The sequence below is a fragment of the Cellulosimicrobium composti genome (assembly GCF_009711085.1).
GTDB classification, from domain to species: domain Bacteria; phylum Actinomycetota; class Actinomycetes; order Actinomycetales; family Cellulomonadaceae; genus Cellulosimicrobium; species Cellulosimicrobium composti.
Genome location: NZ_WMKA01000034.1, coordinates 1 through 19,653, shown reverse-complemented (window position 1 = coordinate 19,653; position 19,653 = coordinate 1). Strand labels below are relative to the sequence as shown.

The 19,653-nt window shown below is 74.7% G+C and carries 15 protein-coding genes and 1 tRNA gene; 10 read left to right on the top strand and 6 right to left on the bottom strand.

From position 1 onward, the window contains the following. Window positions 1-25: 25 nt before the first annotated feature. From GJV82_RS13535 to GJV82_RS13525, 3 genes are all read right to left on the bottom strand, one after another. Window positions 26-3,847 (bottom strand): multifunctional oxoglutarate decarboxylase/oxoglutarate dehydrogenase thiamine pyrophosphate-binding subunit/dihydrolipoyllysine-residue succinyltransferase subunit, encoded by a 3,822-nt coding sequence (locus tag GJV82_RS13535; protein ID WP_404812985.1) that lies wholly within the window; start codon window positions 3,845-3,847, stop codon window positions 26-28. A 394-nt stretch (window positions 3,848-4,241) separates the two neighbouring features. Further along, window positions 4,242-5,543, bottom strand: a complete 1,302-nt coding sequence (locus tag GJV82_RS13530) for a sensor histidine kinase (protein WP_155099589.1) — start codon at window positions 5,541-5,543, stop codon at window positions 4,242-4,244. Beyond that, window positions 5,540-6,220 (bottom strand): response regulator transcription factor, encoded by a 681-nt coding sequence (locus GJV82_RS13525; protein ID WP_231492789.1) that lies wholly within the window; start codon window positions 6,218-6,220, stop codon window positions 5,540-5,542. The genes GJV82_RS13530 and GJV82_RS13525 overlap by 4 nt, the downstream gene beginning before the upstream one ends. A gap of 275 nt (window positions 6,221-6,495) precedes the next feature. Between GJV82_RS13525 and GJV82_RS13520 the strand changes: the two genes are divergently transcribed. The 4 genes from GJV82_RS13520 (at window position 6,496) to GJV82_RS13505 (ending at window position 10,482) form a co-directional block, all read left to right on the top strand. Next, entirely contained in the window at window positions 6,496-7,869 is a 1,374-nt protein-coding gene (locus GJV82_RS13520; RefSeq protein ID WP_115943734.1) for a hemolysin family protein, read from the top strand. Next, window positions 7,866-8,909, top strand: a complete 1,044-nt coding sequence (locus GJV82_RS13515; RefSeq protein WP_024839318.1) for a hemolysin family protein — start codon at window positions 7,866-7,868, stop codon at window positions 8,907-8,909. Before GJV82_RS13520 ends, GJV82_RS13515 begins: the two co-directional genes overlap by 4 nt. 153 nt (window positions 8,910-9,062) lie before the next feature. Further along, on the top strand, window positions 9,063-9,872 hold the full coding sequence (locus GJV82_RS13510; RefSeq protein WP_034603340.1) for a M15 family metallopeptidase: 810 nt from the start codon (window positions 9,063-9,065) through the stop codon (window positions 9,870-9,872). 52 nt (window positions 9,873-9,924) lie between these two features. Then, a complete protein-coding gene (locus GJV82_RS13505) occupies window positions 9,925-10,482 on the top strand; it encodes a P-loop NTPase family protein (RefSeq protein WP_155099587.1) in 558 nt (185 codons plus the stop codon). A 57-nt stretch (window positions 10,483-10,539) separates the two neighbouring features. Here GJV82_RS13505 and GJV82_RS13500 read toward each other — a convergent pair whose 3' ends face one another. The 3 genes from GJV82_RS13500 to GJV82_RS13490 form a co-directional block, all read right to left on the bottom strand. Continuing rightward, window positions 10,540-11,172: a CYTH domain-containing protein gene (locus GJV82_RS13500; protein ID WP_155099586.1), complete on the bottom strand. Its 633-nt coding sequence runs from the start codon at window positions 11,170-11,172 to the stop codon at window positions 10,540-10,542. Window positions 11,173-11,268: 96 nt separating this feature from the next. Beyond that, window positions 11,269-11,341, bottom strand: a tRNA-Arg gene (locus GJV82_RS13495). A gap of 129 nt (window positions 11,342-11,470) precedes the next feature. Continuing rightward, window positions 11,471-12,274: an isocitrate lyase/PEP mutase family protein gene (locus GJV82_RS13490; RefSeq protein WP_196217252.1), complete on the bottom strand. Its 804-nt coding sequence runs from the start codon at window positions 12,272-12,274 to the stop codon at window positions 11,471-11,473. Window positions 12,275-12,489: 215 nt separating this feature from the next. On the opposite strand from GJV82_RS13490, the gene argS reads away from it, so the two are divergent. The 6 genes from argS to GJV82_RS13460 form a co-directional block, all read left to right on the top strand. After that, the gene (argS, locus tag GJV82_RS13485) at window positions 12,490-14,175 is read left to right on the top strand and encodes an arginine--tRNA ligase (protein ID WP_318657641.1); all 1,686 of its coding nucleotides are present in this window, start codon (window positions 12,490-12,492) and stop codon (window positions 14,173-14,175) included. Next, a complete protein-coding gene (gene lysA / locus GJV82_RS13480; RefSeq protein WP_318657640.1) occupies window positions 14,172-15,560 on the top strand; it encodes a diaminopimelate decarboxylase in 1,389 nt (462 codons plus the stop codon). The genes argS and lysA overlap by 4 nt, the downstream gene beginning before the upstream one ends. Window positions 15,561-15,724: 164 nt before the next feature. Further along, entirely contained in the window at window positions 15,725-17,062 is a 1,338-nt protein-coding gene (locus tag GJV82_RS13475) for a homoserine dehydrogenase (protein WP_318657639.1), read from the top strand. Continuing rightward, window positions 17,062-18,165, top strand: coding sequence for a threonine synthase (gene thrC / locus GJV82_RS13470; RefSeq protein ID WP_024839310.1), 1,104 nt, complete (start codon window positions 17,062-17,064; stop codon window positions 18,163-18,165). The genes GJV82_RS13475 and thrC overlap by 1 nt, the downstream gene beginning before the upstream one ends. Next, window positions 18,165-19,088, top strand: a complete 924-nt coding sequence (thrB, locus tag GJV82_RS13465; RefSeq protein ID WP_155099585.1) for a homoserine kinase — start codon at window positions 18,165-18,167, stop codon at window positions 19,086-19,088. The genes thrC and thrB overlap by 1 nt, the downstream gene beginning before the upstream one ends. Window positions 19,089-19,336: 248 nt before the next feature. Next, on the top strand, window positions 19,337-19,653 hold a 317-nt coding region (locus GJV82_RS13460; RefSeq protein WP_318657638.1), incomplete at its 3' end, for a Rho termination factor N-terminal domain-containing protein.

Genomic DNA, 19,653 nt, shown 5'->3' with positions numbered 1-19,653 from the left:
GTGTCCGGGTGCGGTGACCCGCCGGTCAGCGCGCGAACGCCTGCTCGAGGAGCACGGCCTGCTCGGCCTGGTGCTTCTTGGCCGTGCCGGCCGCGGTCGACGCCGACGCCGGGCGGGAGACGACGCTCACGCGCGGCAGGTCGTCGGGCAGGTTGATGTGCACGAACGACCACGCGCCCTGGTTCTCGGGCTCGTCCTGGACCCAGACGACCTCGGCGCCCGGGTACTTCGCGAGCTCGGCGCGGATGCCGTCGACGTCGAGCGGGTAGAGCTGCTCGAGCCGGACGAGCGCCACGCCCTCGTCGCCGCGCTTGGTGCGCTCGGCGAGCAGGTCGTAGTACACGCGGCCGGTGCACAGCAGCACGCGGTCCACCTTCGCCGGGTCGGCCGCCGCGTCCGGGATCACGGGCCGGAACGTGCCGGTCGTGAAGTCCTCGACGCTCGACGCGGCCGCCTTGAGGCGCAGGAGCTGCTTGGGCGTGAAGACGATGAGCGGGCGGCGCGGGCGCGCGTACGCCTGGCGGCGCAGCAGGTGGAAGTACGACGCGGGGGTCGACGGCTGCGCGATCGTCATGTTGTCCTCGGCCGCGAGCTGCAGGAAGCGCTCGATGCGCGCGGACGAGTGGTCCGGCCCCTGGCCCTCGTAGCCGTGGGGGAGGAGCATGACGACCGACGAGTACTGGCCCCACTTCTGCTCGGCGGACGAGATGAACTCGTCGATCACCGTCTGGGCGCCGTTGACGAAGTCGCCGAACTGCGCCTCCCACAGCACGAGCGCGTCCGGGCGCTCGACGGAGTAGCCGTACTCGAACCCGAGGGCGGCGTACTCCGACAGCGAGGAGTCGTAGACCCAGAACTTCGCCTGGTCCGCGGACAGGTACAGCAGCGGCGTCCACTCGGCGCCCGTCTCGCGGTCGTGGAGCACCGCGTGGCGCTGCACGAACGTGCCGCGGCGCGAGTCCTGGCCGGCGAGGCGCACGGGCGTGCCCTCGACGAGGAGCGAGCCGAACGCGGCGAGCTCGCCGAAGCCCCAGTCGATGTTTCCCTCGACGGACATCTGGCGGCGCTTCTCGAGGAGCTGCGCGAGCTTCGGGTGGACCGTGAAGCCCTCCGGCGGGGCGACGTGCACCTGGCCGACGCGCTCCAGGACCGAGCGGTCGATCGCCGTCTTCCAGCCGACCATCGTGCCCGCGTCCTCGAGCTGGGACTCGGGGCGCTCGAGGCCCGCGACCGGCTCGCGGTCCGCGGACGGCGTGAAGCCGCCCTCCTTGGTCTCGGTGAAGACGCGCTCGAGCTGGGCCTGGTAGTCCTGCAGGACGTGCTCGGCCTCCTCGAGCGTGATGTCGCCGCGCGCGACGAGGTTCTCGGTGTAGAGCTTGCGCACCGAGCGCTTGGCCTCGATGAGGTTGTACATGAGCGGCTGCGTCATCGAGGGGTCGTCGCCCTCGTTGTGACCGCGGCGGCGGTAGCAGATCATGTCGATGATCACGTCGCGGTCGAACTGCTCGCGGAACGCGAACGCGAGCTCCGCGACGCGCACGCACGCCTCGGGGTCGTCGCCGTTCACGTGGAAGATCGGGACCTGGTAGCCCTTGGCGACGTCCGTCGCGTACGTCGTCGAGCGCGACGACGACGGGCCCGTGGTGAAGCCGACCTGGTTGTTGATGATGACGTGGACCGTGCCGCCGGTGCGGTACCCGCGCAGCTGCGAGAGGTTGAGCACCTCGGGCACGACGCCCTGGCCCGCGAAGGCCGCGTCGCCGTGGATGAGGATCGGCAGCACGGAGAAGCCGTCGCCGCCCAGGTCGATGCGGTCCTGCTTGGCGCGCACGATGCCCTCGAGCACCGGGTCGACCGCCTCGAGGTGCGACGGGTTCGCCGCGAGATAGACCTTCGTCGTCGCGCCGCTCTCCGCGGTGAAGACGCCCTCGGTGCCGAGGTGGTACTTCACGTCGCCCGAGCCCTGCACGCTCTTCGGGTCGAGGTTGCCCTCGAACTCCGCGAAGATCTGCGCGTAGCTCTTGCCGGCGATGTTGGCCAGCACGTTGAGACGGCCGCGGTGGGCCATGCCGATGCCGACCTCGTCGAGGCCGTTCTCCGCCGCCTTCGACAGGATCGCGTCGAGCAGCGGGATGAGCGCCTCGCCGCCCTCGAGCGAGAAGCGCTTCTGCCCGACGAACTTCGTCTGCAGGAACGTCTCGAACGCCTCGGCGGAGTTGAGGCGGCGCAGGATGCGCAGCTGGTCCTCGCGCGGCGTGCGGGCGTACCCGGACTCGAGCCGCTCCTGGAGCCACTTGCGCTGCGTGCGGTCCGCGAGGTGCATGTACTCCACGCCGACCGTGCGGCAGTAGGAGTCGCGCAGCAGACCGAGGATGTCGCGCAGCGACGAGCGGGACCTGCCGCCGAACCCGCCCGTGGGGAAGGTGCGGTCGAGGTCCCACAGCGTCATGCCGTGGTTCTGGATGTCCAGGTCGCCGTGCTTGCGCTGGCGGTACGCGAGCGGGTCGGTGTCCGCCATGAGGTGGCCGCGCGAGCGGTAGGAGTGGATGAGCTCGGCGATCTTCGCGGGCTTCGCCGCCTCGATCTCCGCGTCCGTCGTGTTGTCGCGGACCCAGCGCACCGGCTCGTAGGGGATGCGCAGCGCGGCGAACACGCGGTCGTAGAAGCCGTCCTCGCCGAGCAGCTTCTGCGACAGGATCCGCAGGAACTCGCCCGACTGCGCGCCCTGGATGATGCGGTGGTCGTAGGTCGACGTGATCGTCAGGACCTTCGAGATCCCGAGGCGCGCGAGGCGCTCGGTCGAGGCACCCGCGAACTCCGCGGGGTAGTCCATCGCGCCGACGCCGATGATCGTGCCCTGGCCCTGCATGAGGCGCGGCACCGAGTGCACGGTGCCGATGCCGCCCGGGTTGGTGAGCGAGATCGTCGTCCCGGCGAAGTCGTCGACGCCGAGCTTGCCGCCGCGCGCCCGGCGCACGAGGTCCTCGTAGGCCGCCCAGAACTGGGCGAAGTCCATCGTCTCGGCCTTCTTGATGCTCGGGACGAGGAGCTGGCGCGAGCCGTCCGGCTTGGCCAGGTCGATCGCGAGGCCGAAGTTGACGTGCGCGGGCTGGTTCACCGCGGGCTTGCCGTCGATCTGCGTGTAGCTCGCGTTCATGACCGGCATGTCGGCCAGCGCCTCGACGAGCGCGAACCCGATGAGGTGGGTGAACGAGATCTTGCCGCCGCGGCCGCGCTGCAGGTGGTTGTTGATGACGATGCGGTTGTCGACCATGAGCTTGGCCGGCACCGCGCGCACCGACGTCGCCGTCGGCACCTGGATGCTGGCCTCCATGTTCGTCACGACGCGCGCCGCGGGACCGCGGAGCTTCTGCACGTCGTCCGACGCCTCGTCCTCAGGCGTCGGCGCGCCGGCCACCTTGCGGGCCGGGACCTGCGCGTACGGGGCGGTGGCCGGCTGCGCGGTCGCGACCGGACGTGCGGCGTGCACGGCCTCCGCCGCGGCGTTGACCGCCGGGTCGGCCGGGAGCTTCGGGGGCTTGACGCGCTGGGCGGCCTCGGCGGCGGCCGAGCCGTCGGTGACGGCGGCGGGCGCGGCCGGGGCCGCGGGCGCGGGAGACTTCTCGGCGGCGGGGGCGGCCGGGGCGGCGGGAGCCGTCGTCGCGGAGGCCGGGGCCGTGGCGCCGTTCACGGGTGCCGCTGGCTCGTCGTCGGCCGGGGCCGCGTCGGCACGCTCCGCGGGACGGTAGTCCTCGAAGAAGTCCCACCACGCGGGGTCCACCGCGTTCTTGTCCTGGAGGTACTGCTCGTACAGTTCGTCGACGAGCCACTCGTTCGCTCCGAACACGGAGCTTGCGTCGCTGATCGCCTCTGACTCAGCCTTCGGGGACACGCGAGGATCGCCCACTTTCACACACAGGTCGCTGTCGGTCACAGCCCGTGAGCCGGCGCGCGGCGGCACGCGGGGACGCGCGGCACCGACGACGGCACGGACTCGTCCGGATTCCGGACCACTCCAGCCTAGGCCCTCGGCGGGCTCGCAGGGGGCCGGGGGAGGCGTTCCGGCGCGGCCTGTCCGCGGGTTCTTCACGCCGCGTCTGGGGCAGGCAAACGCGACGCCACGCGCACGCCGTCGGAGGGCAAGATCGCGGAATCCCAGGCCATCCCCGGGTATCCGCCGCGGGCGGTGTGACGGATCTCACGCGCCTGCCGGCGGCGTGCGAGCACGGGGCCGCGGCCGGTCAGCGCGACCCGCGTGCGCCGGGGTCGTCGCGGTCGTCGCCGGCGGGACCGTCCGAGGTGCTCGTCCCCGGTCCGTCGGCGAACCCGTCCGCCGCGTACCCGTCGTCCGCGTACCCGTCGTGCGCGGACCCGTCGTCCGCGAGCTCGCCGTCGAGCGGCGCGCCGAACGCCCGCGGACGGGCCGGGAGCGTCACGCGCATCGTCGCGCCGCTGCGCGAGTCGGCGACCTCGATCCGCCCGCCGTGCAGGTCGACCGCCCACCGGACGATCGCGAGGCCGATCCCCGTGCCGCCCGTCGAGCCGCCCGTCGTCGTGTGCGCACCCGTCGCGCTCGCCCGCGCGAAGCGCTCGAAGATGCGCTCGCGGTCCTCCTTCGCGATCCCCGGCCCCTCGTCCACGATCTCCAGCACGACGTCGTCGTCCACGGGGTAGGCCTCGAGCCGGATCTCGCCCCCGGGCGGGGAGTGCCGGATCGCGTTCTGGAGCAGGTTCGTCACGACCTGGTGCAGGCGCTCGCGGTCCGCCTCCAGCACGAGGTCCGGCGGCGTGACGTCGACGACGTACCGCAGCCCCTTCGCGGCCTCGACCATCGAGACGGCCTCCGCGTTCTCCTCGAGGAAGTCGCCGACGTCGATCTCCGTGATGTTCAGCGCGGCCGCGCCCGCCTCGATGCGCGACAGGTCGAGGAGGTAGGACACGAGCCGCGTGAGGCGCTCCGTCTGGGCGAGGGCCATCTCCATCGTCGCGGGCGTCGGCTGCGTGACGCCGTCCACGACGTTCTCCAGCTGCGCCTGGAGCGCCGCGACCGGTGTGCGCAGCTCGTGCGAGACGTTCGCGATGAGCTCGCGACGCACCTGGTCGCTCGTCGCGAGGTCCTCGGCCATGACGTTGAACGCGACGGCGAGCTGCCCCACCTCGTCGCGGCTCGTCGCGCGCACGCGGCGCGTGTAGTCGCCGTCGGCCATCGCGCGCGCCGCGGCCGTCATCTCGCGCAGCGGCGAGGTCATCCCGCGCGCGAGCAGCTGCGTGAGCAGGAGCGACAGCACGATCGCGAGCGGGAACGTGCGCGACGGCCCGAGCTGGTTCTGCAGGCCGATCCACGTGATGAGGACGGCGAGCGTCACCGTCGCGGCCACCAGCACGCCGAGCTTGATCTTCAGCGAGCGAAACGAGTCCAGCGGCCGGACGTCGGGCAGGTGCGGGCGGATCGTGTGCGCGCGCACCCCGCCGCGCGCCGGGCCGGTGCCCGGCGCCCGTGCGGGACCGGCGCCGGGGTCCGTGCCGTCGGCGGGGGAGGTCATCCGACGGGCGGCTCGAACGCGTAGCCGACGCCGTGCACCGTGCGGATGAGGTCCGCGCCGAGCTTGCGGCGCAGCGCCTTGATGTGCGAGTCGACGGTGCGCGTGCCGCTCGCGTCCGCCCAGTCCCACACCTCCGCGAGCAGGCGCTCGCGGGTGAGCACGGTCTTCGGGGAGCTCGCGAGCATCACGAGGAGCTCGAACTCCGTGGGCGTGAGGTGGACCTCCTCGCCCGCGCGGTACACGCGGCGCTGTGCCTTGTCGATCGTCACGTCGCCCACCGTCATGGGCGGGTCGGTCGGCGCGGCGCTCGCGGCCTGCGTGGCACGGTCCACGCGGCGCAGCAGCGCCTTGATGCGCGCGACGAGCTCGCGCATCGAGAACGGCTTCGTCATGTAGTCGTCGGCGCCCACCCCGAGACCGATGAGCATGTCGGTCTCGTCGTCGCGCGCGGTGAGCATGAGGATCGGGACCGGCTGCTCGGCCTGGATGCGGCGCGTCACCTCGAGGCCGTCGATGCCGGGCAGCATGACGTCCAGCACGATGACGTCGGGACGCAGCCGCGTCGCGGCGTCGACGCCCGAGAGGCCGTCGCGCGCGACCTCGACGCGCCAGCCCTCCGCGCTCAGCCGCTGCGCGATGGCGGTCGCGATCGCCGGCTCGTCCTCGACGACGAGCACGGTGGCCGCCTGCTGCGGCGTCGCGCCGGCCAACGGCGCGGTCGTGGGCACGGGCCCGCGGCCCGGGACGGGACCGGCGCCCGCGCCGGTCGGTGATGCGCTCGCTGCCCTCGGATCTGCCATGGGATACAGCGTGGCACACGTCGGCCCAGGTCGGCCGGATTTCCCGTGCGGGCACCGGGCGCGCGGGTGCGCCGACCGGGCGGGCCGCGGGGCACGGGCGCTAGCATCGTCGGCACGATGAAGAGCACCCCCCGATATCGGTGGAGCACCTCGTGGTAGGCGACTGGGTCATGGTCGCGCTCGGGGTGCTCCTCACCGCAGGCACCGCCGTCTTCGTGGCCAGCGAGTTCTCGCTGGTCACCCTCGACCCCGCCGTCCTCCCGGCGGGCGACGACGCCGACGAGGAGGGCGACAGACGTCGCTCCGGCACCTCCGGCGGCGCACGCCCGGACCGCCGCGACCGCAGCGTCCGCGCCGGGCTCAAGCACCTGTCGACCGAGCTCTCCTCGGCGCAGGTCGGCATCACGCTGACGACGATCCTCCTCGGCTACACCGCGCAGCCGGCCCTGCTCTCGCTGTTCGGCGCCGGGCTCGCCGCCACGGCGCTCGGCCAGGCCACGGCGGCGGTCCTCGCCGGCGTCCTGGCCCTCGTCGTCGTGAACTTCGTCTCGATGCTGTTCGGCGAGCTCATCCCCAAGAACTTCGCGCTCAGCGCGCCGTACGCGACCGCCCGCCAGGTGGTCCCCGTGCAGCGCCAGTTCACCAAGCTGTTCCGCCCGGTGATCGCGGTGCTCAACGGGTCGGCCAACGCGATCCTGCGCCGCGTCGGCGTCGAGCCGCGCGAGGAGCTGTCCGGCGCCCGCTCGGCGTCCGAGCTCGCCGCGCTCGTGCGCCGCTCGGCCCAGGAGGGCACGCTCGACGTCTCCGTCGCGACCCTGCTCACCAACTCGATCGAGCTCGACGAGCTGAGCGCCGTCGACGTCATGACCGACCGCATGCGCATGGTCGTCGTCGGGCGCGACGCGACCGCCGCGGACGTCGTCGACGCTGCGCGCCGGACCGGCCACTCGCGGTTCCCCGTGATCGGCGAGGACCGCGACGACGTCGTCGGCCTCGTCCACCTGCGCCGCGCGGTCGCCGTCCCCTACGACCGGCGCGACGAGGTCCCCGCCGCCGCGCTCATGGTCGACGCACCCCGCGTCCCCGAGACGGTGCGGCTCGGCCCCCTCCTCGTCGAGCTGCGCGGCTTCGGCCTCCAGATGGCCGTCGTCGTCGACGAGTACGGCGGCACGTCCGGCGTCGTGACGCTCGAGGACGTCGTCGAGGAGCTCGTCGGCGACGTCGCGGACGAGCACGACCCGCGCCGCGCCGGCGCCGCCCGCCGCGCCGACGGCTCGTGGCTCGTTCCCGGCGTCATGCGCCCGGACGAGCTCACCGAGGTCACGACCCTCACCGTCCCCGAGGACGGCGCGTACGAGACGCTCGGCGGGCTCGTCATGGCGCGGCTCGGACGCGTGCCCGCGCCGGGCGACGAGGTCGTCGCGGGCAGCGGCCGCTCGCGCGTCGTGCTGCGCGTCGAGGCGATGGAGGGCCGGCGGGTCGAGCGGCTCTCCGTGCGCCCCGACCCCGCGGAGGAGGACGCATGAGCTCGACCACCGCGCTCCTCCTCGCGGTCCTGCTGCTCGCGGGCAACGCGTTCTTCGTCGGCGCCGAGTTCGCGGTCATCTCCGCGCGCCGCTCGGCGATCGAGCCGCTCGCGGCCCAGGGCAACCGCCGCGCGCAGACCGTGCTGTGGGCCATGGAGAACGTCTCGCTCATGCTCGCGTGCGCGCAGCTCGGGGTGACGATCTGCTCGACCGGGCTGGGCGTCGTCGCCGAGCCCGCGCTCGCGCACCTCATCGAGGACCCGCTGCACGCTCTCGGCGTGAGCACGGCGCTCGCGCACCCGATCGCGTTCGTCGTGGCGCTCGCGGTCGTCGTGTACCTGCACGTGGTGCTGGGGGAGATGGTCCCCAAGAACCTCGCGGTCGCGGGGCCGGAGACGGCCGTCATGTGGTTCGGGCCGCCGCTCGTGTGGATCGGGCGCGTGCTGCGTCCGGTCATCGCGGCGCTCAACTGGCTCGCCAACCACGCCGTGCGCGCGACGGGCGTCGAGCCCAAGGACGAGGTGGCCTCGGCGTTCACGGCCGAGGAGGTGCAGTCGATCGTCGAGCACTCCCAGGCGGAGGGCGTCCTGCGCGACGAGCAGGGCCTGCTCTCGGGCGCCATCGAGTTCTCGGAGCGCACGGCGCGCGACGTCATGGTCCCGGTCGCGGACCTCGTCACGGTGACCGAGGGCTGCACGCCCGACGACGTCGAGCACCTCGTCGCCAAGACCGGGTTCTCGCGCTTCGCGGTCGCGGACGCGACGGGCGACCTCGTGGGCTACCTCCACGTCAAGGACGTCCTCTACGCGGACGAGGCGACGCGCGGTGCGCCGGTCCCCGCGTGGCGCGTGCGCGCGCTCGCGACGGCGGCGCCCGAGGACGAGGTCGAGGACGCGCTGCGGGCGATGCAGCGCTCCGGCGCGCACCTCGCGCGGGTCGACGACCCCGAGGGCGGCGGCGCGCTCGGCGTCGTGTTCCTGGAGGACATCCTCGAGGAGCTCGTCGGCGAGGTGCGGGACGCGATGCAGCGCCGGCACTGACGGGCCCGGAGGTCCCCCGAGGGCGTCCGCTCGGCGTCCGCGGGGCCCTGAGCAGGGGACTTGGCATCGCCGGGGTGCTTCGTTACTGTCTCGTGATTGATCGCACGTCGGCGGCCGTCAGGTCGCCCCGAAGGGTGGAGAGGCAGGTGGCGGGTGGAGTCGCAGCAGACCGGCGCCCCCGCACTCGAGTCCCGACGTGCCCGGCGCGAGGCGGAGCAAGGCTCCCGCCGTCGCCGCCCCCAGGCACAGGTCGCCAGCCAGCACCGCTGGGTGCCGCGCGTCGCCGTCCTCGGGACCCTGGCCGCCGCGACCATCGCGATGCCGCTCTCCGCCGGGGCCGACGACGGCCTCGGCTCGCAGTCGCCCTTCGAGCCGGACACCCGTCCCGCCGGGCCGAGCGCGCTCGACCTCGCGACCGCCGCGTCGACGGCCCCCGCGGTCTCCCCGAGCGTCGCGGCCGCCCCGCGCGTCGAGGTGCGTCGCGAGGCCGCCTCCCGCTCCGCGGCGCGTGACCCGCTCCCCGGGTGCGACCCGTCGGTCCGCCCCGCGGGCGAGAACGGCAAGCTCGACGAGCACGCGCTGTGCGAGCTGTGGCAGGCGGGCGAGCACCTGCGGCCCGACGCCGCCGTCGCGCTGTCGGCCATGAACGAGGCGTTCCGCGCGAAGTTCGGCCGGGACCTGTGCCTCGTGTCGTCGTACCGCACGCTCTCCACGCAGGTCTCGCTCAAGTCCACTCGCGGCGCGTTCGCCGCGCCCCCCGGCTGGTCCATGCACGGCTGGGGCCTCGCGATCGACCTCTGCTCGATCGAGACCGGGTCCCGCGAGGTCTACGCGTGGATCAACCAGAACGGCGCCACGTACGGCTGGGCGAACCCGGCGTGGGCCAAGCGCGGCGGCAGCGGCGCCTACGAGCCGTGGCACTTCGAGTACGTCCAGGGCGTCGAGGAGATCCAGAGCTCCTGACGCGGGGGACGTCCCGCGCCCCTTCCGGCCGTGCCGACGTATCGTCGAGGACGTGGCCGACCTGCTCCTCGCCGCGGTCGTCCTGCGCCGCCCCGAGCACGCGCTCGCCGCGCAGGTGCTCTCCCTCGCCCTCGCGGGCTGCGTGCGCGTCGAGACGGCGGAGCCCGGTCCCGCGCTCGTCCTCCTCGACACCCCGCTCGGCTCGGAGCGTGAGCAGGGCGCGGTCGAGGCGCTGTTCGGCGCGGACGCCGCACCCGGCGCGCGGGTCGTGCTCGACCCCGCCGACGACGCCCTGCGCACGCGGCTGCGCGCGGGCGCGCGCCGGGTCCTGCAGGGCGCGCGTCGTGACGGCTACCTCGAGCCGGGGCGCGCGCACCGGCTCACGGAGAAGGGCGACGCCCTGCGCGCCGAGCTCGTGGCGCTCGAGGACGCGGTCGAGCGCGAGGTCGCCGACGCACGCGCCCACGACCACGTACGCGAGCACGTCTCGCCGGGCGCGCTCCCGTGGGCGGTGCTGTTCGGGCACGAGCCGGGCTGGGTGCCGGTCGACCGCCGCACCGTCCGCTTCGACGTCGCGGCGGTGTGCGCCGCGGCGGACGCGCTCGCCTAGCCGGACCCGGTCGCCGGGGGGTGGTCCGCCCGGGGCGGTACGCACGCCCGGCCGGCGCTACGGCCCGGACAACCGCTCGTTGCGGCCGAAGTCCTGGAGGAAGCGCGGGCCCGACGCCGCGAGCTCGGCCTCGAACTCCTCGCGCCACCGGCCGTAGGGGCGGCTCGCGAGGGCGTCGTTGGAGAACCGCGGGTCGTCCGTGAGCTCGGTGACGCAGAACGCGGGGATCTGCAGGTCGGTCACCGGTCCGGTGCGCTCGCACTCCGCGACGACGAGCGGGTGGTTCTCGCCCCCGAACACGTCGACGACCCAGCCGTCGGCACCGACCCACACCGAGTAGCGCGTCTTGACGACGCGCGCGCCGCCGCGCCGGATCATCTGCACGCCCACCGCGACGTCGACCTCGCGCTCCGCCTCGTAGCGCGTGCCGCCCGCCATCGGACCCTTGACGGTCAGGGTGCACAGGTCGACGGCGGGCGCGTACCGGTCGAGGAGGCGCACCGGGTCGGTCGTCGCGTCCATCGTCTCGTCGACGGTCGGGACCTTGGCGCGCAGCCGCAGCGCGTACCCCTCGTCGGCGAGGTAGTAGCTCTGCACGACGAGCGCCGGGGCGTCGCGCAGGTCCTCGGGGAGGTCGCGCACGAGGAACCGGCGCTCGAACTCGAAGTCGCCGTAGCCGCCGTCGGTCATGGGCTCACCGTAGCGGGAGCGCGCGGGCCGCGGCAGGACCCGGGCCGGGGACGACGCGAGCCCGGCCGCACGTGGCGGGCCGGGCTCGGGGAGAGGTGCCCTCGATAGGATTCGAACCTACGACCTTCTGCTCCGGAGGCAGACGCTCTATCCACTGAGCTACGAGGGCGTGCACCGACGGAGACCGTCGACGCGATGCATGAGACTACCAGCACGTCCGGGGTGCGTGGACCCGTCCCGCACCCGGCGGGTCGGCCTCGGCCCGGGCGGGTGCGGCGGCGCGCGACGGCCCGTGAGGCTACCGGTGCGGGGCGAGCAGCGCGTCCACGTCGGGGAGCGCGTCGAACCGCGTGAACGTGCCGGCCTCCGCCATCTCGCGCGCGGCCGCGAGCCACCCGCCCCAGGCGGCGCGCGCCAGGGTGCCGCCGACGCTGATCCGCCGGACCCCGACCGCGGCCGCCTCCGCGACCGTCGTGAACGGCGCGTTGACGAGCAGGTTCACCGGCTTCGGGGCGACCGCCTCGACGACCGCCGCGACCTGCTCCAGCGAGGCGAGCCGGGGTGCGTAGAGGCAGTCCGCGCCCGCCTCGGCGTACGCCACGAGCCGGCGCAGGGTCTCGTCGAGGTCCGTTCGGCCGACGACGAACCCCTCCGAGCGGCCGGTGAGCAGGACGCCCGTGCCGCTCGCGTCGATCGCCTCGCGCGCCGCCCGGACGCGCTCGACGGCGAGACCGAGGTCGTGCAGCGGGCGGTCCGGGTCGCCCGTGGAGTCCTCGACCGACAGCCCGGCGACGCCGGTCGTCACCGCGCGGGACACGTGGGCCGCGACGCCCTCGGGGTCGACCGCGTAGCCTCCCTCGAAGTCCGCGTTGACCGGCACCGCGACGGCCGCGGCGACCGCGCCGAGGTGGTCGAGCACCTCCTCGAGACCGACCCCGGCGTCCGGCGCGCCGCGCGTCCACGCGAACCCCGCGCTCGTCGTCGCGAGGGCGGGGAAGCCGAGCTGCTCCAGCACGCGTGCGGAGCCGGCGTCCCACGGGTTCGGCATGACGAAGCACCCGTCCTCGTGCAGGCGGTGGAACGCGGCGACGCGGTCGTCCATGACAACTCCCAGGCTCTCGGCGGAACGGTGCATCGGCGGGACGGCGGGCAGGGCGCGAGGAGTGGATCGTCGCCCCGCGGACCGCCGTCGTCCGTGTGCCCATCCCACGCCCGGTCCACCCGGGGCCACAACCCCTTTCCCGCGCGCGTCGACCGGACGGGACGTGGTGCGGACGCCGCGACGGAACGCGCCCGCGCCCTCGGTAGAATCGTCCGGTGACCCCCGACGAGCTCTCCGAAGCGCTGAGCGCTGCCCTGGCCGCCGCCGTCGCCGACGGCACCCTCGCCCTGGACCCGACCGCGGTCCCCGAGCGCGTCCACGTGGAGCGACCCCGCCAGCGCGAGCACGGCGACTGGGCCACGAACGTCGCGCTGCAGCTCGCGAAGAAGGCGGGCACGACGCCGCGCGCGCTCGCCGAGGACCTCGCCCACCGCCTCGCCGCGACGCCGGGCGTCAAGGCCGTGGACGTCGCCGGCCCCGGCTTCCTCAACATCACGCTCGACGCCGCCGCCGCGGGCGAGCTCGCGCGCACGATCGTCGAGGCGGGCCCCGCGTACGGTCGCGGCGACTCGGAGGCCGGCAAGAAGGTCAACCTCGAGTTCGTCTCCGCCAACCCCACAGGCCCGATCCACATCGGCGGCGTCCGCTGGGCGGCCGTCGGCGACTCGCTCGCGCGCGTCCTCGAGGCGAGCGGCGCGGACGTGACGCGCGAGTACTACTTCAACGACCACGGCGCGCAGATCGACCGCTTCGCGCGGTCCCTGCTCGCGCGCGCCCGCGGCCTGGAGGCGCCCGAGGACGGGTACGGCGGCGAGTACATCTCCGAGATCGCGGACGCGGTGATCGCCGACGCGACCGCCGCCGGCGAGCCCGACCCGCGGACGCTGCCCGACGACGAGGCGCAGGAGGTGTTCCGGGCCCGCGGCGTCGAGCGCATGTTCGGCGAGATCAAGGCGTCGCTGCACGACTTCGGCGTCGACTTCGACGTGTACTTCCACGAGGACTCGCTGCACGAGTCGGGCGCCGTCGAGCGCGCCGTGGAGCGCCTGCGCGCGTCCGGGCACATGTTCGACAAGGACGGCGCGACGTGGCTGCGCACCACGGACTTCGGCGACGACAAGGACCGCGTCGTCATCAAGTCCGACGGCGACGCCGCCTACATCGCGGGCGACATCGCCTACTACCTCGACAAGCGCGAGCGCGGCTTCGACGAGGTCATCATCATGCTCGGCGCGGACCACCACGGGTACGTGGGCCGCATGATGGCCGTCGCCGCCGCGTTCGGGGACACCCCCGGGAAGAACCTCCAGCTCCTCATCGGGCAGATGGTCAACCTCGTCAAGGACGGCCAGCCCGTGCGCATGTCCAAGCGCGCCGGCACGGTCGTGACGCTCGAGGACCTCGTCGAGGCCGTCGGGGTCGACGCCGCGCGCTACTCGCTCGCGCGCTCGTCCGCGGACCAGAACATCGACCTCGACCTCGACCTGCTCGCCCGCGCGACGAACGAGAACCCCGTCTACTACGTGCAGTACGCGCACTCGCGCACCGCGGCGGTCGACCGCAACGCCGCCGAGCGCGGGGTGTCGCGCGCCGACGGGTTCGAGCCCGCGCTGCTCGACCACCCGTCCGAGGCGGCCCTGATCGGGCGCCTCACGGAGTACCCGCGGATCGTCGCGCAGGCGGCCGAGCTGCGCGAGCCGCACCGCGTCGCGCGCTACCTCGAGGCGCTCGCGGGCGACTACCACACGTGGTACCAGCAGAAGTCGCAGCGCGTCCTGCCCTACCCCGACGAGGAGGTGACGGACACGCACCGCACGCGCCTGTGGCTCAACGACGCCGTGCGCCAGGTCCTCGCCAACGGCCTCGGGCTGCTCGGCGTGTCCGCGCCGGAGCGCATGTGAGCACGGGCGTGCCCGGGCACCCGGGCGAGCCGTGGTCGCGCGGCGTGCGTCGTCGCGAGGACGGCGTCGTCGAGGTCGCGGGCGTCGACGTGCACCGCCTCGCGGCCGAGCACGGCACGCCCGCCTACGTGCTCGACGAGGACGACTTCCGCACCCGCGCCCGCGCGTACCGCACGGCGTTCGAGACGGCGTTCCGCGCCGTCGGGTCGGACGTCGACGTGTACTACGCGGGCAAGGCGCTGCTCACGGTGGCCGTCGCGCGCTGGGCGCGCGAGGAGGGCCTGCGGGTCGACACGGCGAGCGGGGGCGAGCTCGCCGTCGCACTGCGCGCGGGCGTGCCCGGCCCTCAGATCGGGCTGCACGGCAACAACAAGTCCGACGCGGAGATCGTCCGCGCGCTCGACGAGGGCGTGGGCCGGATCATCGTCGACTCGCTCGTCGAGGTCGCGCGCGTCGCGCGGCTCGCGGGGGAGCGGGGCGTCGTCGCGCCGGTCATGGTGCGCGTGACAACGGGCGTCCACGCGGGCGGGCACGAGTACATCTCGACGGCGCACGAGGACCAGAAGTTCGGCCTGTCGATCGCGGCGCCGCGCGGCGCGGACGGCGAGCCGGCCGGCGACTCCCCGGCCATGACGGCGCTGCTCGACGTCGTCGCGCGCCCCGAGCTGCACCTGCTGGGGATCCACTCGCACATCGGCTCCCAGATCCTCGACCCCTCGGGCTTCGAGGTCGCGGCGCGCGCGGTGCTGGACCTGCGGGCCCGGCTCGCCGCGCGCACGGGCGTGCTCGTCGACGAGGTCGACGTCGGCGGCGGCTACGGCATCGCGTACCTCCCGGGCGACGTCGCGCTCGACCCGGAGCGCGTCGCGAAGGACGTCGCGCGCGCCGTCGAGGCGGCGGCGGCCGAGCTCGGCACGCCGCTGCCGCGGTTCTCGATCGAGCCCGGGCGCGCGATCGTCGGCCCGGCGGGGCTCACGCTCTACACGGTGGGCACGGTCAAGCCCGTCGCGCTCGACGACGGGCGCGTGCGCACGTACGTGTCGGTCGACGGCGGCATGAGCGACAACATCCGCCCCGCGCTGTACGAGGCGCAGTACCACGCGGAGGTCGTGGGCCGGGCGTCGGACGCGGAGCCGGTCCTCGCGCGCGTGGTGGGCAAGCACTGCGAGAGCGGCGACATCGTGGTCCACGAGGTGCTGCTCCCCGGCGACGTGCGGTCGGGCGACCTGCTCGCGGTGCCCGCGACGGGTGCGTACGGGCGCTCGATGGCGTCCAACTACAACCTCCTGACGCGCCCGCCCGTCGTGGCGGTGCGCGACGGCGCGAGCCGCGTGCTCGTGCGGCGCGAGACGGTCGACGACCTCCTCGCGCTCGACGAGGGCTGAGGCCCGGCCCGCGGGCGGGTCGCGCGGCATCCGACCCGTGGGCACGCCCCGGGCGGCGCCGCGCGGCGCCGTATCCTGTGCCTGCGGCGCCCGAGCCGGCCGGGCACGACCCGGGCCGCGCGCACGGCGTCGCACCCGTCCTGACCACCCGAGGAAGGTCCGTCGTGCCCCCTGCCGCCGAGTCCCACCCGCCCCTGCGCGTCGCCCTGCTGGGCTGCGGCGTCGTCGGTACCCAGGTCGCGCGGCTGCTGACGGAGCAGGCGGACGACCTCGCGTCGCGCGTCGGCGCGCGGCTCGAGCTCGTCGGGATCGCGGTCCGCGACGTGACCGCCCCGCGCGACGCGGCGATCGACCGCGCGCTCCTCACGGACGACGCGGCGGGGCTCGTGCAGCGCGCGGACATCGTCGTCGAGGTCATGGGCGGCACCGAGCCGGCGCGGACCCTGCTGCTGCGCGCGATCGAGGCCGGTGCGGCGGTCGTCACGGCGAACAAGGCCCTCCTCGCCGAGGACGGCCCGACGCTCTACAAGGCCGCGGACGCCGCCGGCGTCGACATCTACTTCGAGGCCGCGGTCGCGGGCGCGATCCCCATCGTGCGCCCGGTGCGCGAGTCGCTCGCGGGCGACCACGTGCGCCGCGTGCTGGGCATCGTCAACGGGACGACGAACTACGTCCTCGACCAGATGGCCACCACGGGCATGGACCTCGAGGAGGCCGTCAAGGAGGCGCAGGCTCTCGGCTACGCCGAGGCCGACCCGACGGCCGACGTCGAGGGCTACGACGCCGCGGCCAAGGCCGCGATCCTCGCGAGCCTCGCGTTCCACACGCGCGTGTCGCTCGACGACGTCGCGCGCGAGGGCATCCTGTCCGTCACGGCCGACGACGTCGCGTGGGCCGCGCAGACCGGCCACGTCATCAAGCTGCTCGCCATCGCGGAGCTGCGCGACGGCGCCGCGGGCGTCCCCGCGGGCGTCTCGGTCCGCGTGCACCCGGCTCTCGTGCCCACGGCGCACCCCCTCGCGACGGTGCGCGGGTCGTTCAACGCGGTGTTCGTCGAGGCGGAGTCCGCGGGCGAGCTCATGTTCTACGGGCGGGGGGCCGGCGGCGCGCCGACGGCGTCCGCCGTCCTCGGCGACGTCGTCTCCGCCGCGCGGCACCGCGTGCTCGGCGGCAAGGGCCCGCAGGAGTCGACGTACGCCGAGCTCGCGATCCTCCCCGCGAGCGCGGCCGTCACGCGCTACCAGGTGCGCCTCGACGTCGAGGACCGCCCGGGCGTGCTCGCGCAGGTCGCGCACGCCCTCGCCGAGCACGGCGTCTCCATCGAGGCCGTGCGCCAGCCGACGGCCCCCGGCGGCGCGGGCGCCGCCGAGCCGGGCGTCGCCGAGCTCGTCATCACCACGCACGCGGCGCCCGAGTCGGCGCTGGCGGCGACCGTCGAGGCGGTCGCCGCGCTCGAGCCCGTCCGCACGATCACCTCCGTCCTGAGAGTCGAGGGAGCCTGATGGCCCACCAGTGGCAAGGAATCATCGCCGAGTACCGTGACCGGCTGCCCGCGCACGTGTCCGAGCGCGTCGTCACGCTCGGCGAGGGCGGCACGCCCCTCGTCGAGGCGCCGGCGCTGTCGGCGCGCACGGGCGCGCAGGTGTTCGTCAAGGTCGAGGGCATGAACCCCACCGGGTCGTTCAAGGACCGCGGCATGACGACGGCGATCTCCGCCGCCGCCGCGCGCGGCGCCCAGGCGGTCGTGTGCGCGTCGACGGGCAACACGTCGGCGTCGGCCGCGGCGTACGCGGTGCGCGCCGGCATGACGTGCGCCGTGCTCGTGCCGGACGGCAAGATCGCGATGGGCAAGCTGAGCCAGGCGATCGCGCACGGCGCGCGCCTGCTCCAGGTCGACGGGAACTTCGACGACTGCCTCGTCGCCGCGCGCAAGCTCGCCGAGGCCTACCCGGTCGAGCTCGTCAACTCCGTCAACCCCGACCGCATCGAGGGCCAGAAGACGGGCGCGTTCGAGATCGTCGACGCGCTCGGCGACGCACCGGACATCCACGCGCTGCCCGTCGGCAACGCCGGCAACATCACGGCGTACTGGAAGGGCTTCCGCGAGTACGCGGGCCAGGGCGAGCCGGGCCACGCGGGCGAGGGCCTGCCCGCCGTGGCGACGCGCGTGCCGCAGATGTGGGGCTTCCAGGCGGCCGGTGCGGCGCCCATCGTCGCGGGCCACCCGATCACCGAGCCCGAGACGGTCGCGACCGCGATCCGGATCGGCAACCCCGCGTCGTGGGAGCTCGCCGAGGCGGCGCGCGACGACTCCGGCGGCGTCATCGAGGCCGTCACGGACGAGCAGATCCTCGCCGCGCACCGCGTCCTGTCGAGCGAGGTCGGCGTGTTCGTCGAGCCCGCGTCGGCCGCCGGCGTCGCGGGGATCCTCGCGCGCGCCGAGCGGGGGCTCGTGCCCGCGGGCGCGAGGATCGTCGTCACCGTGACGGGCCACGGGCTCAAGGACCCGCAGTGGGCGCTGCGCACGCCCGACGGCGCCGAGGTCGAGCCCACGCGCGTGACCGCCGACGTCGTGTCCATCGCCGACGCGCTCGGGCTCGGCTGATGCAGCTCGGCGCGGACCACGTCCAGGTGCGCGTCCCCGCGACGAGCGCGAACCTCGGCCCCGGGTTCGACGCGCTCGGCCTCGCGCTCGCGCTCCACGACGACCTCGACGTGCGCGCGCTCGCGAGCGACGAGGTCGTCGTCGAGGTCGAGGGCGAGGGCGCCGGCGAGGTGCCCGACGACGAGACGCACCTCGTGGTGCGGGCGCTGCACGCGGCGCTCGACCTCGCGGGCGCGCCGCGGACCGGTCTGCACCTGCGCTGCGTCAACCGCATCCCTCACGGCCGTGGGCTGGGCTCGTCGGCTGCCGCCGTCGTCGCGGGCGTCGCCGCGGCGCGCGCCCTCGTCGCCGACCCGTCCGTCCTCGACGACGACGCGGTGCTCGGCCTTGCGTCCGCGATCGAGGGGCACCCCGACAACGCCGCGCCCGCCATCCTCGGGGGAGCGACGGTCGCGTGGGGCGCCGGCGGCCGGGGAGCGCGGGCCGCCCGGCTCGACGTGCACCCGGACCTGCGCGCGACGGTGCTCGTGCCGTCGTCGCGCCTCGCGACGAGCCGCGCGCGCGGGGTGCTTCCCGAGCGCGTGCCGCACGCCGACGCCGCGTTCAACGCCGGGCGCGCCGCGCTCCTCGTCGAGGCGCTCACGCGTCGCCCCGACCTGCTGCTCGACGCGACCGACGACCGCCTGCACCAGGCGTACCGGGCCGACGTCATGCCGTCGTCGTTCGAGCTCGTGCAGGCGCTGCGGTCGCACGGGCTGGCCGCGACCGTGTCGGGGGCCGGGCCGACGGTCCTCGTGCTGTCCGCGGCGGCCGACCTCGACCGCGTCGAGCGCGCGGTCGACGAGCTCGTCGGGGGCAGCGCCGACTGGGTCGTGCGACGTCCCGACGTCGACACGCGCGGCGTCGTGGCGCGTCGGCACTGACCCCAGTCCTCGCGGTGCTACGATGATGTCAGCCTTCGGTCACGCTTTCCGCACCAGCATCGAGCGTTCCCCAGCGCAGACGTGCCGCGACACAGCCCGTCCGAGAGAAGGCCATCCAGCCCGCGTCAGCTGACGTCGTCGTACCACTGGCGCGTGGTAACACCTGCGCACCGGTCGGACGACCGGGCGTCGACCACCCGCGGCCCGCCCTCTGAGAGGCGGGCGCAAACGAGGGGGAAGGGTCCTTCGTGACAGACACCATCGACACCGCCACGAGCAGCGCGGCCGGTTCGGCCGCTGCCGGCGGGAACGCCCGGACCGGCGCGCTCTCCACGCTGCGCCTCCCGGAGCTGCAGGCCCTCGCCTCGCAGCTCGGGGTCAAGGGCACGTCCAAGATGCGCAAGGGCGATCTCGTGGACGTCATCCGCGCCCGCACCGGCGAGCAGAGCGCCTCCGAGCGCCCCGCCGCGTCGCGGCGCGACACGGACGGGGCGAGCGCCCCGGCCCGTGAGACCGGCGAGGCGCCCGCCGCCTCCGGGCGCGGCCGCAGCCGCCGCGCCGAGCG